The 14089-nt window shown below is 40.4% G+C and carries 7 protein-coding genes and 3 pseudogenes; 3 read left to right on the plus strand and 7 right to left on the minus strand.

Annotation, left to right across the window (positions count from 1 at the left end; all coding sequences use genetic code 11):
- Positions 1-103 precede the first annotated feature (103 nt).
- From gndA to malQ, 4 genes and pseudogenes are all read right to left on the minus strand, one after another.
- Positions 104-1630, minus strand: a complete 1527-nt coding sequence (gene gndA / locus GNP35_RS00395; RefSeq protein ID WP_155693510.1) for an NADP-dependent phosphogluconate dehydrogenase — start codon at positions 1628-1630, stop codon at positions 104-106.
- 122 nt (positions 1631-1752) lie between these two features.
- Complete coding sequence (gene glgX, locus GNP35_RS00400; protein WP_155693511.1) at positions 1753-3819, minus strand: glycogen debranching protein GlgX; 2067 nt, start codon at positions 3817-3819, stop codon at positions 1753-1755.
- A pseudogene (glgB, locus tag GNP35_RS00405) lies at positions 3816-6001 on the minus strand (1,4-alpha-glucan branching protein GlgB). The gene glgX and the pseudogene glgB overlap by 4 nt, the downstream one beginning before the upstream one ends.
- A 106-nt stretch (positions 6002-6107) precedes the next feature.
- Positions 6108-8309 (minus strand): 4-alpha-glucanotransferase, encoded by a 2202-nt coding sequence (gene malQ / locus GNP35_RS00410; protein ID WP_155693512.1) that lies wholly within the window; start codon positions 8307-8309, stop codon positions 6108-6110.
- A gap of 227 nt (positions 8310-8536) precedes the next feature.
- Between malQ and gap the strand changes: the two are divergent.
- From gap to GNP35_RS00430, 3 genes and pseudogenes are all read left to right on the plus strand, one after another.
- Positions 8537-9549 (plus strand): annotated as a pseudogene (gap, locus tag GNP35_RS00415) (type I glyceraldehyde-3-phosphate dehydrogenase).
- A gap of 121 nt (positions 9550-9670) precedes the next feature.
- Positions 9671-10018, plus strand: a complete 348-nt coding sequence (locus tag GNP35_RS15950) for an aldose epimerase family protein (RefSeq protein WP_155693513.1) — start codon at positions 9671-9673, stop codon at positions 10016-10018.
- A gap of 305 nt (positions 10019-10323) precedes the next feature.
- The gene (locus tag GNP35_RS00430) at positions 10324-10494 is read left to right on the plus strand and encodes a hypothetical protein (RefSeq protein ID WP_155693514.1); all 171 of its coding nucleotides are present in this window, start codon (positions 10324-10326) and stop codon (positions 10492-10494) included.
- A 115-nt stretch (positions 10495-10609) separates the two neighbouring features.
- Here the strand turns inward: GNP35_RS00430 and GNP35_RS00435 are convergent, their stop codons facing one another.
- From GNP35_RS00435 to edd, 3 genes and pseudogenes are all read right to left on the minus strand, one after another.
- Positions 10610-11251 carry a bifunctional 4-hydroxy-2-oxoglutarate aldolase/2-dehydro-3-deoxy-phosphogluconate aldolase gene (locus GNP35_RS00435; RefSeq protein WP_155693515.1) on the minus strand — a complete coding sequence of 214 codons (642 nt, stop codon included), beginning with the start codon at positions 11249-11251 and terminating at the stop codon, positions 10610-10612.
- A 38-nt stretch (positions 11252-11289) separates the two neighbouring features.
- Positions 11290-12243, minus strand: a complete 954-nt coding sequence (locus GNP35_RS00440; RefSeq protein WP_155693516.1) for a glucokinase — start codon at positions 12241-12243, stop codon at positions 11290-11292.
- Positions 12244-12250: 7 nt separating this feature from the next.
- Positions 12251-14065, minus strand: a pseudogene (gene edd, locus GNP35_RS00445) (phosphogluconate dehydratase).
- Positions 14066-14089: the final 24 nt, after the last annotated feature.

Genomic DNA, 14089 nt, shown 5'->3' on the forward strand with positions numbered 1-14089 from the left:
CGTTGTAAAAAAAACTGACAAAAAAACCGCAATGATTGCGGCTTTTTGATACATTCAATAGTTAAGAAAAACGCTAGATATCAAGTTTTGTTAGTTTCAGCTTCTATTTTATCTTTGTTATGTTGCGCTCTTTTGACGACCACTCGACGTGATACATCTTACCGCTAGCCTTATCAACTCTTGCAAATGTATGTGCACCAAAATAATCTCTTTGGCCCTGCAGTAAATTTGCTGGTAAAACGGCACTTCTGTAAGAGTCGTAATAAGCTAACGCAGATGAAAACGCGCCAATAGGTATTCCCATCATCGATGAGTTCGCAACCGTGCGACGCCAGTTACTTTGAAATTTAGCGATTTGATCCGCAAAAAATGGGTCAATTAATAAATTAGAAAGCTCTTCGTCTTTTTCGTAAGCTTCTGTTATTGACTGTAAGAACACAGCTCTGATAATACAACCCGCTCGCCATATCTTGGCGATTCCAGCGAAATCTAAATTCCAACCGTGCTCTTTAGCGGCCATACTCATTAGCTGAAAGCCCTGCGCATAGGCACAGATTTTAGAGCAGTAAAGTGCATCATGTAATTGACTAATCACTTCATCTTTAGATAAACCAAGCTCTGAAACATCAGGACCTTTCAAAATTTTAGATGCCGCAACCCTATCATCTTTTAATGTCGATAGTGCACGAGCATAGACTGCAGAGGTGATAGTTGGTGATGGCGCGCCAACTTGTAGACTGCTCACTGCTGTCCAAAGGCCTGTGCCTTTTTGACCCGCTTTATCAAGAATAATATCGACAAGAGGCTGGTTTGTTTCGGTATCTACTTGCTCTAAAACTTCAGCGCTAATTTCAATAAGGTAACTATTTAATTCGCCTTCATTCCAGTCTCTAAATACCTTCGCAATTTCAACTGGTGTCATGGATAAACCAGTTCGCATGATGTTGTACGCTTCACAAATTAACTGCATGTCGGCATATTCAATACCGTTATGAACCATTTTTACATAATGGCCAGAGCCCGCTTCACCAATGTACGTGGCACAAGGTTCACCTTCTAACACAGGATTGCCTGGCTCATGACGTTCAATTGGCTTACCTGTTTCAGGATCTACCTTGGCAGCAATAGCTTTGAACATTGGCGCAATTCGTGTCCAAGCATAACGATCACCACTTGGCATCAAAGAAGCACCAAACCTAGCGCCAACTTCGCCACCAGAGACAGCGGTGGTAAAGAATAGGAACTTACCTTCATAACGCTTTTCACGCTCTACAGTGTCTGTCCAAAGGCTATTACCTGTATCAACAATAATGTCATCGGCCTGAATGCCAGCGTCAATTAACTTATGACATACGTCATCAACAGGACCACCAGCAGGAACAGAAATTATAACTAAATGAGGAGAGGAAAGTTTTGAGAGAAGTTCGGTGTAAGAAGTACAAGGGAAGATTCGTTGTGGCTGGTCTTTGCGCTCCAGCTCATCTTGTTTAATGGCGGCCTCTACTTTTTCCGTATCTAAGTCAAAAGCGGCAATCTTATAACCATTATCGGCTAGGTTTAAGGCTAAATTTTTGCCCATTACACCTAATCCAATAAACCCAATATCACATAACGATGATTTATCTGTCATATAAACTTCTCTTTAGAGTGAGCGTTATTTTCAAAATTTGCCGGATTATACAGAACTAGCGCTTAACTTTATATAAGCCGGTATAATTAAATGACAACAAACTGACATTCTTTTGTAATAACTTATTGTTGTAACGGTAAAAGCTTCCATAAACTCAAGGATTGTGGCGCTTGTTCGTGGTCTAGATTTCTATCAAATTGACAGTCAGTCTGAGTGCCAAGTTGTTGGCTAATCAAGCTCGTATCTAATATTCGAACGGCGGATAACGGTTGATTATCTACTATTTTGTACGTAACCGATTGCTCTGACGCATTCAAAATTAAAACCAGTTGATAGCCATTATCGTCATCAGCCACTACTAAACCTAAACATTGATTCTCATTATTTTGCCAATCGTCTATTTGTTTGCTTTCGCCACTGGGCTTTATCCAATTTACATGGTGGTGAAAATCACTATATTCATAGTCATCATCTTCCAAAAAGCACCTTTGTAGCAGTGGATAAGACTTTCGAATACTAATAACCAGTTTAGTAAACTCTAGAAGTTCAGTATTGGACTTATCTAGATTCCAATTGAGCCAGCTAATCTCATTATCTTGACAATAAGCATTGTTGTTTCCTTTTTGTGTTCGCCCTATTTCATCACCCGCTAACAAATGCGGAACACCTTGAGAGAAAAGCACCGTAGAAAGCATATTCCTTATTTGTTTTGCCCTTAACGCTAACACCTCGGGTTTTGTTGTTTCGCCCTCTACTCCGTAATTCTTTGAGAAATTACTGCCGTGTCCGTCTCGGTTATTTTCGAGGTTCGCCTCATTATGCTTTTGTTCATAACTAACAAGATCGTTTAGAGTATAACCATCATGGTAGGCAACATAGTTAACGCTTGAGGTGTGGCTCCTACGCCCTTTTTTAAAAATATCCCTGGAGCCTAAAATCCGACTGGCGAGTTCGGGTACTAGTCCTAACTCTCCTCGCCAAAAGCGACGAACGGTATCTCTAAATCTGTCATTACACTCAAGCCATTCTGAAGGAAAGTTACCCAACTGGTAACCTTCTGGACCTATATCCCAAGGCTCCGCAATAAGCTTGGCTTGGCTAATAATAGGGTCTTGAGACATAGCTCTAAATAATGCAGCTTTGCGATTAAAGCGATCACCATTGCGTCCCAACGTTGCCGCTAAGTCAAACCTAAAACCATCAACTTGCATTTCTGTTAACCAGTATCGCATTGAGTCCATGATGATTTTTATACCAAAATTGCTATCCGCATTTACGGTGTTTCCACAACCAGAGTAATTCGCATAATCAAAGCTGTAGTCATCATCTGTCCGCAAGTAAAACTCTCCTTCCACTAAACCTTTAAAGCTTAGTGATGGCCCTTGCGCTCCTGACTCCGCAGTGTGGTTATAAACCACATCTAATATGACTTCTATGCCATTACGGTGAAGCTCTCTAACCATGGTTTTCACTTCGGTTACCGCATCGTTATTGGCATAACGTTGGTCTGGTGCAAAAAAGTTGATGGGGTTATAACCCCAATAATTTGTAAGACCTATTTGCTCTAATCTCGGTTCAGACATAAAGCTAAATATTGGTAAGATTTGAACAGCGGTTATTCCTAGCCCTTTCAAGTGTTCAATGCTTGGAGTATCTGCAAGTCCAAGGTATTTGCCACGAACCGCTTCCGTTACATTAGAATTTTGTTCGCTAAAGCCTTTAACATGTAGCTCGTAAATAACGCTTTCATGTCTTGCTATATTAGGTTTTGTTACGCCTTGCCAGTCAAACTCTTGTTTGCATAGTTTTGCTTTAGGTAGCATAAATGCGCTTTGTTGGTGGTATTGTGTTTCATTCCAAACCAAGGACTTATTGAGAGACTTAGCATAGGGATCAATGAAGAGTCGTTCGTCAACGCAGTGCCCTTTTCTTTTATCTTTCTGAATGGCCTGAAGCGCATAAACATAATTTTCAGAAACATGACTAATGAGGCTGTGAAAGACTTTACCTGTACGGTTTTTCAATTCAATTTTACAAATAAACTCTTCAGTATCTGGTGTAAAAAAGTGAATAAAAACCTTGCTCGCATCCGGTGCATATACGGCTACGTTATAATTTTCATTATTTGACGTAACACCCAATGGATTTGGAGAACCCGCACCACATATTTCGGCTTTAATAATGGTCATTTTAATGTCGCCGTTTTATTAATTAGATACAGCGCACTTAATGGCGGCAAATTTAAAACTAAGCTACAAGGTTGATTCTGCCAAGTCTGTTTATCTGCCTCAAACTTAAAGCCAGCGTTGTAATTACTGCCCCAGTAAAACTCACTATCGGTATTTAATAACAGTTCATATTCACCGGCATGATTTACACCCACTTTATAATCGTCGCGTGGTATAGGCGTAAAATTACAAATAACGATAACTTCGTTACCTTGACTGTCGCGTCTTGCAAACGAAACAATACTTCGTTCTTCATCGTGGCTATCTAACCACTCAAAGCCTTGTTCTTGATAGTCTAGCTCATGTAACGCTGGGTACGTTTTATAAAGTCGATTGAGATCTTTTGTTAACGTTTTTAAACCGTTGTTTTTAGCGTAATTTAGAGCGCCCCACGTTAATTGTGTATTGTGATTCCACTCTTCAAACTGACCAAATTCATTACCCATAAAGTTCAGCTTTTTGCCGGGATGTGCAAACATAAAGCCATTAAAAACTCTTAAATTGCCAGCTTGCTGCCATTCGTCACCGGGCATTTTTCTGATCATTGAGCCTTTACCGTGTACAACCTCGTCGTGAGAAATTGGCAGCACAAAGTATTCGGTATTGTTGTATACCATGGAAAACGTAATGTCTTTATGGTGGTAACGGCGATACATAGGGTCTTTGTTAATATAAACTAAACTGTCATGCATCCAGCCCATATTCCACTTATAATCAAACCCTAACCCGCCCTCGTGTACTGGGTGCGAAACCTTAGCAAACGAAGTGGATTCTTCTGCAATGGTCAAGGTATTAGGGAAGTGAGTTTTAACTTCCTCATTCACCCATTTTAATAAACTAATAGCCTCATAATTATGATTTCCGCCGTCAACATTAGGGATCCATTCCCCTTCGTTACGTGAGTAATCGAGGTATAACATCGACGCTACTGCGTCTACTCTTAAACCGTCAATGTGGAAATGTTCACACCAGTACAAGGCGCTCGCCACTAAAAACTGACGAACGGAGTCTCGCCCATAGTCATAAATGCAAGAGTTCCAGTCTGGGTGCCAACCTTTTTTAGGATCACTGTAGTCGTATAAATGTGTACCATCAAACTGAGCTAAACCATGTGCGTCCTCAGGGAAGTGAGCGGGAACCCAATCAACTATCACACCAATACCAGCCTCGTGGCATTCATTAACAAACGATTTAAAACCATCAGGATCGCCAAAGCGAGAAGTTGCTGCAAACATTCCTGTTGGTTGATAACCCCAGGAACCCGTAAATGGATGTTCAGATATAGGTAGCACTTCAACATGCGTATACCCTAACTCTTTAACATAGGGAATTAAGTCGCGAATTAACTCGTCGTAATTTAATGGTGTTTCAGTGCCTTGCTCATCAAGTTTTGTTCGCCAAGAGGCTAAGTGAACTTCATAAATAGACATAGCTGACTGGTAATGATCTGACTTATCTTTTGTAACCCACTCGTTATCTGTCCAATCAAAGTGGTTATTATCATAAACAATACTGGCGAATGACGGATATTGCTCGTGGTAGAAACCAACCGGATCCGCTTTGTGCGGTAGCAATTGACCTAAGCTATCTTTAATTTCATATTTATATCGACTACCAACACTAGCGTCAGGAACCAACAATACAAAGTGACCGCAGGCGGTTTTTTCCATTGGTAGGCTGCGTCCATCCCAATTATTAAAATCACCAATCAAACTGCAACTTGAGGCATTCGGCGCATAAACAGCAAACCGAGTTGCTTTAATGCCATTAGTTAACGTTAGTACTTGAGCACCTAATTGTTTGTATACATTTGAAGCTTGTTGATCAACAAAATGAACGGCGTGAAACGCTTCTTCTTTAAATTGGTATGGGTCTAACACTAGTGACTCAACGCCATTAATAGTTACTTTTAACCGGTATTGAAAAGCTTTTTTTCTTTTTGGCAGGTCACATATGAAAAAACCTAGGTCACTCTCCATTTCAAAGGATGCTAATACACGATTTCGCTTTGCTTCTACTAGCTGAACAGCACTTGCTCCTGGAAACCACGCTCTAATAACGTAACCAGGTTGTAGATCTTTTTAAAAAGCCCCAAATGTTCAAATGGAAATGTCACATTTGCCGAGTTTAAGCGATTTACGATAGAAGCAAAATTAGTAGGTGTAGTAGTCAAGGTTATTGTCCTGCGATTGGATTACATTAAGCTCAGCAACAAAAAACAGCACCTCAAGGTGCTGTTTAATTTGGACTTATTGTCTGGCTTTTGTTAATGCCTGTGTTAACTGGTTAACTTCTGGTTTATCAAAAATATCTTCTAGATCAACGCTTAGTTTACGGCGCCAATTTGGATACTCTTCACTTGTTCCGGGAATATTCACTGGCATATCCATCTGCAACCAGTCTTCTAGCTGTAGGCTTAACAACGCAGAGGATCCTTTAGCCATATGTATTTGCATACCGTAGTTAAGTTCTTGAGTCATGCCTACGTAGTTTGCATCCCTGCCAATATCGCTTGGGATACTATTATGACCATGTAAACTATCTAAAATCGATTGTTTCGCTTTTACTCTATCTGCATAAAGTGACTTCATTAACTCATCACCAGTATACAAACCAATTTCCTGCCCTAACTCAAGATCTTTACAATGCCAGTACCCAATAAGTGTTGGCATATCATGAGTCGTCAATGTCGCCATAGATTGTTCTACATAATGCTCTGGTGAATAAAAGCCACCGTCTTCTGCTTGCTCAAAGAAAAATACTTTATATGAATGAATACCATTAGCTTGTAATTTACCGCCAATATCATCAGGAACAGTACCTAAGTCTTCGCCTATGATTGAACACTCATTCAAGTGGCTTTCAAGCGCTAAAATAGCTAATAAATCGTCAACCGGATAATAAACGTAGGTACCCGCTTTTGCTGATTCGCCTTTTGGTACCCACCACAATCTCAATAAAGCCATTACGTGGTCAATACGCAAAGCACCACAAGCGTGCATATTAGAGCGGAATAAATCTATAATTGGTTGGTAACCCTGCTCGTATAATTTTACTGGGTCCATAGGAGGAAGGCCCCAGCTTTGACCTAAAGGGCCTAGTACGTCGGGTGGAGCACCAACAGAGGCATCGGTACAGTATAAGTCTTTGTTAGCCCAAATTTCTGTACTGCCTTCACTTACACCAACCGCAAGGTCACGGTATGTACCCATGGCCATGCCTTTTTCGGCACTAACAGCATTTGCTTGTTCAAGTTGCTTTAACGCAACAAACTGAATATAAGCATAAAAATCGACTAATTTTGCGTGTTGTTTAGCAAACGCATTTACAGCACTTGAGTCATAATCTTTGTATTCGTCTGGCCACACTGGCCATCCCCAGTTGTCGCCGATATAACGACCTTCGGATTTAAAACTATCTTGAATTGCATCAAACGTAGCTAGTTGAGCTAAACTTTCGCCGCCTTCATTCTTAAATGCTTCAAATGCTTTTGCTTCGCTGGTATTAGACTCGATATGATGTTTTAAGAAGTAATCATAAAGAGGCTTTAATGCACGAACTTTTAAGTCCATCACTGAGTCGTAATCAACCTGTTCTGACGCTCTTGCTTTTGCAAGTTGTTCAACAAACTTCGAATTCTGAACGATGGCTTGCGTTGCCTTATCTTCAGTAAAGCCAATTACCTTTTGAACATCAATGTAAATTACGTTCAACCAGCGACGCGACGAAGGACTATACGGACTACATGCATTGCCGTTATTTGGATATAACGCATGGATTGGGTTTAAGCCAACAAAGTCAGCACCGCGCTCTGCAACTTTCTCTATTAAATATGCTAAATCAGAGAAATCGCCTATGCCCCAGTTGTTCTTACTTTTTACACAATAAAGCTGAACGCTTGGGCCCCATAGTTTTTTACCTTGTTCAATTTCAGGTTGTTTAAAGCACTTTTGAGGAGCAACAATTAAGCGCCCGCTTCCTAAAGGCTCATCATTACCACCTTCTAATAATGCAAGTTCGTAGTAACCCATTGGTAATTCGAAGTTAATTTCAATCGCGTATTGCTGAATTTCAAACTCTTCAAGTTCAACCGTTGCCACTAGTTGGTGATCTACTGGTGTAATACTTATTTGCTTAACTTGTTTATTTTTCTGGTAAACATTTAGCGTTAGTTCATCGTTAACAAAGTCAATTGGTAACTTTAAAAAGAAAGTAGACGGAGTATTTGTTCTAATAACCGTTGCTGGCTCTAGTACTGTTAACCATTGCTGCTTTGATTCTTCTTCAATTTGGTTCAGCATTTTAGCTTCGTCTTCAACTGAATATCCCATAGCCGCAAGGATCTTTGCTTTTGACGAAGGCTCTATTGTCGCTTGATTTCCCCAAGCATCAATATACTTGGATTCGATACCACGGGCTTCTGCCAGTTGTTCGATTAGAGATTGGTTCATGATAATTCCTTGCTTGGAAAAAAGGGCTATGATTCGATAAGTAATCAGAATTACGGGCGCTTACTATAATGTCGTTTAACTCTCTTTGACTACTACATACGTTTGCAAACCCGCATTTTAATGCCAGAAGCCTATAAATACTAGCTTTGAGAGCTTTACATTTGGCACGTTTTTATGTAATTTTATTACACTTCTGAAATTACAATTCATTCCAATCAGGTAAAATTATGACAATTCGTGTAGCAATTAATGGTTTTGGTCGCATCGGCCGTAATATTCTTAGAGCTTTGTATGAATCAGAAAAAGCATATGATTTGAAAATTGTTGCCATTAATGATTTGGGTGATGCCAGTATTAATGCCCACCTTTTAAATACGATACGGCACACGGCCGTTTTGGTGCAAAAGTCGAAAATACCGATACAAGCATTACCGTTAATGGTGATGAGATAGCAGTAACAAGTATTCGTAACCCAGCTGAGCTACCTTGGAAAGCACTTAATGTAGATGTTGTGTTTGAGTGTACTGGTTTATTTGCATCTAAAGAACAAGCAAATGCGCACGTTGACGCTGGCGCTAAAAAAGTAATTATTTCAGCGCCTGGTAAAAATGTAGATGCAACCGTTGTATATGGTGTGAATGAAGATGTATTAACATCTGATATGACGGTTATTTCAAACGCGTCTTGCACAACTAACTGTTTAGCACCTATGGCTAAAGTATTAAACGATACTGTTGGTATAGAGTCCGGTTTAATGAATACCATTCATGCCTATACAAATGACCAACGTTTAAGCGACGTTTACCACACAGACTTACGCAGAGCTCGTGCTGCTGCAATGTCTATGATCCCAACTAAAACGGGTGCAGCCGCTGCGGTTGGCTTGGTAGTGCCTGAATTAGCTGGCAAGGTAGATGGTCTGGCTGTGCGTGTTCCAACTATCAACGTATCGTTAGTTGACCTTACTTTTATAGCTAAACGTGACACAAGTGTCGAAGAAATAAATAAAGCTATCAAAGATGCTGTAGCAAACGGTGGATCACTAGCAGAAGTATTAAGCGTTAATGAGGAACCTTTAGTATCTATCGACTTTAACCATATCCCGTATTCTTCCAATTTTGATGCTACTGAAACTCGCGTAACCGGCCGCCTTATTAAGGTGATGAGTTGGTATGATAATGAGTGGGGGTTTTCAAACAGAATGTTAGATACCGCCGTTCACTTCATGAATGCGAAATAAACTTATAAAATAATTTTTGTTTACTATAATTAAAGAGCGATGATTTCATCGCTTTTTTTATGTTTGTCATTTTCAAATTGTTAGGACGATCAACCCACTTAAACTTATATTATGGATTTTCATGAGAACGACGTATGTATCCACCCAACTTGTTGATAATCAAAAACTCTACAAGATTAGCCACCCTCTTTTTAAGGCTACGCTAAGTGAGTTTGGTGGGCAGTTATTATCCTATCAAGATCAAACTGGTAATGACTGGTTGTGGCTGTCTAAACAAGCTGTACTAGATGGCAGCAAGCCTATCAGAGGTGGCATTCCAATTTGCTGGCCTTGGTTTGGTCCAGCTTTATCACAAGAACAACCGCAACATGGTTATGCGCGCTTAGTAAAATGGAACATAGTTTCCATTGAAGAGACGACTCTGGTGTCCGGATCACTATGCAGCCCAACTTTAACACTGATAGTTTAAGATCATTTAAAAACGAACAGTTCCCAAATAGCATAAAGGGTTATCGCTATTTTTAGAGCTTGATCTAGGTAAATCTTTAAAAATTCATCTACATACCGAAAATACTTCAGACTCTACCGTTACTTTTACTCAGGCAATACACAGTTATTTTAAGGTAGAAGATATAAGACAAAGCACCATTACTGGCTTGTCTAACCGTCAATATTTAGATCAGCTAAATGCTCAAACTTTGGTGCAAGACAACGAACTAAAATCACACATGGACAGATAAAATATACAACAGTCATAATGATGTGATTACGGTTATGAATAACAAAACATCTAAAAACAACTTAAAAATAGTCGGCTCTGGACATGACTCTGTTGTCATTTGGAATCCATGGAAAGAGGGAGCAAAAAAGATGAACGACTTTGATGACGATGGTTTCATCGAAATGATCTGCGTCGAAATGGCGAATACAAAAAAGTTAAGTTAAAACCCCGAGAATCTCACACCCTGACTCAGGTCATCGATCGAAACTAAAACTTAAAGATGTACAAGAAAGGTATAAGTAGAAGGCAAATGTTACCTTCTACTTAATGCTATAGTGATTACTGCCCTAGTACTGCAGTTTTCGCCAAGCGAGTAATTTCGTCCCAATTCTGCTCTTTAACAACTGAATCTGGGCATAACCAAGAACCACCGCAACAAAGAACATTGTCTAAAGCTAAATAGTCCTGGTAGTTTGAAGGATTGATTCCACCCGTAGGACAGAACTTAACATCTGGGAAAGGCCCACCAATAGATTTTAACGATTGAACACCACCTGATGCTTCTGCAGGGAAAAACTTAAAGTGGCTATAACCTTTATCTAATCCCACCATTAGTTCCGATATTGACGATACTCCTGGTATCAATGCAATTGAACCATTGTTGCCAGCATCAAGTAAGTCGGGTGTTAAACCAGGACTAATCGCAAATTTAGCACCTGCTTCAGTTACTTGCTTTAATTGTTCAGCATTAGTCACTGTGCCAGCACCTATAATGGCTTCAGGGCAATGTGTGGCTATTTCTCTAATAACATCCATTGCAACAGGCGTTCTTAAGGTAACTTCTAACACCTTAATTCCGCCAGCGACTAAAGCGTTGGCAATAGGAACCGCATCTTCTACTCGGTCAATTACTAAAACCGGCACTACTGGCCCAGCGGCAAATACCTCAGCCGAATCTATTAACCAATTACGTTGTGTCATTATAAATCCTTAAAATAAATCTTAGTAAAGTACTGTGCTTAAAGCTCTTGCTTTAGATATGCAGCACAGCCTAATAAGCCAGGTTGCGGTTCCGTCACTACATATACTGGAATTCCAGATACGTAAGGTTGGAAACGCCCTTTTGCTTCAAAACTGGCTCTAAATTCGCTAACTTTTAAATATTCAATAAAACGAGGAACAATACCGCCGGCAATATAAACGCCACCAAATGTCGCCATAGTAAGTGCCAAATTCCCACCAAAACTCCCTAAAATGCGACAAAACACTCGCATTGCGCTCGCCGCCATTTCATCAGTATTGTTAATACCGTGCGTTGTTATGTCAGCTGGTTGGAAGTTTTGTTCTGGTTGATTATTGATAGAACACAATGCTTGGTAAATTTGCACTAAGCCTAAACCAGATAACAATTGCTCCGCAGATACCGTTGTATACTTGTGTTGAAGGTGCTCTAAAATAGCAACTTGCTCGGCATCAGTAGGGGCAAAATCAGCGTGTCCACCTTCTCCACCTAACGCAATCCACTTTTGACCGCTGTAGACTAGATGGGCTACGCCAAGGCCAGTACCAGCGCCATAAATAGCAATAGGCTTATGCTCTGCTGGCTCTTTACCGCCAATTTTAGTTTTCTGCTCTTCACTTAAAGACGGAATCGCCATAGCAATAGCCGTAAAGTCATTAATCACGTAAAGCTTTTCAAAACCAAACTTTTCAGCTAGCTTTTTTTGAGAAAAACACCAGTGATTGTTTGTTAGGTCAACTTTATCACCGGTCACCGGACAGGCAACGTCGATACAAGCAAAATGGATTTCTGTTTCTATAAACGATAGATACTGTTCAATAGCATCATCTATTTTCGCAAAATCTGCGCAACGATAAGTTTGCACATGATCCATTGATAAATCTGTTAAATTCGCAATCGCGAGGCGAATGTTTGTGCCGCCTACATCTGCGACTAAAGCATAAAATGACATTTGATTTCTAAGCCTCGTGAAAAACACAGCTAGCACCTTCCTCAGATGTAGTTAACATCTGCCTCAAGCCATTAAACATTTCACGACCCATTCCTTCGCGCTCTGCACTTAAATCCTTTGGTACTACAACTCGTTTAGCTAACTCTTCTTCTGAAACATGCAATTTTATTACATTGTTTTCCGCATCAATTTCTATTAAATCGCCATTGTTAACCTTAGCAATCAAACCACCGTCAAGCGCTTCAGGGTACAAATGAATAGCCGCTGGTACTTTACCAGATGCGCCAGACATTCGACCATCTGTCACTAGTGCAACTTTAAAGCCTTTGTCCTGCAGTACACCTAGTGGAGGTGTTAATTTATGTAGCTCAGGCATACCTATCGCTCTTGGCCCCTGATATCTAACAACAACAACGCAATCCTTATCTAAGTCACCTGCCTGAAACGCACCATCTAAGTCATGCTGACTTTCGAATACAACGGCTGGTGCCTTTACTACTGTTCGGCCTTCGCGAAGTGCTGAAGTTTTGATAACGGCTCTACCTAAATTACCATCAAGTACACTTAATCCGCCATCTGCTTTAAATGGCGCTTCAACAGTTGACAATACGTCCGGATCTAACGACTTTTCAGGCGCGTCTATCCACACTAGTTTTCCATCACGAATGGCTGGTTCTTTCGTGTACTTATCTAACCGTGTCCACATATTGTGTTTACGTCATTGTGGATGAAACCACCTCGTAATAACTCTTTGATTAATAGTGCCATACCGCCAGCTGCTTGGAAGTGGTTAATATCAGCCTGGCCATTTGGATATATTTTAGTTAACAAAGGAGTTACTGATGATAATGCATCAAAGTCGTCCCAATTAACGACGATGCCGGCCGCTTTAGCCATAGCAACCAAATGCATTGTATGATTTGTTGAGCCGCCTGTTGCAAGTAAAGCAACAATGCCGTTCACCACTGACTTTTCGTCAACGATGTGACCAATTGGCATATATTCAGTGCCAAGGTCAGTAATTCGAGTCGCTTGAATTGCGGCAGCTTCAGTTAATGCCTCTCTTAACTCTGTACCAGGGTTAACAAAAGAAGAACCTGGTAAATGAAGACCCATTACTTCAACAACTAACTGGTTAGAGTTTGCCGTTCCGTAGAACGTGCAAGTGCCAGCAGAGTGATAAGACTTTGATTCAGACTCTAGTAATTCATCCCTTCCAACTTTGCCTTGAGCAAATAACTGACGAACACGGGCTTTTTCTTTGTTTGGAATACCCGACTCCATCGGACCGGCTGGAATAAATACAAATGGTAAATGACCAAAAGATAAAGCAGACATTACGAGGCTGGTACAATTTTATCGCAGATACCCATCATAACGGCGCTATCGAACATATTGTGCGATAAGCCTACTGCTGCACTCATTGCGATAACATCGCGGCTCATTAGGCTTAAGTCCATACCTGGCTGCCCTTGTGTGACTCCATCACACATTGCAGGTACACCACCGGCAAACTGAGCTACAGAACCTACTTTTTCAACAGCTTTACGGATTTTATCAGGATAAACTTCATATGGTTGATGCGCTGATAACATATCGTTATATGCTGAAACCATACCAACGTTTGCTTTTGTTAGTGCAGTAAGATCTTGTTTTGTGATGTATTACAGGCTGCAAAACCGTGGGCTAAGTTACCACATGACAACACACCTCGATGTGGACCATGCTCACGAGCGCGCTCAATTTTTGCTAAATAAGCTTTTCGTGTTGCCTTGCTACGCTCAATAATTCTATCTGTCACTTGTTGAATTGTTTTATTCATTATATCTCCTAACTACCTATTTGG

Origin of the sequence: Psychrosphaera haliotis, from assembly GCF_009728465.1 — a bacterium.
GTDB classification, from domain to species: Bacteria; Pseudomonadota; Gammaproteobacteria; order Enterobacterales; family Alteromonadaceae; genus Psychrosphaera; species Psychrosphaera haliotis.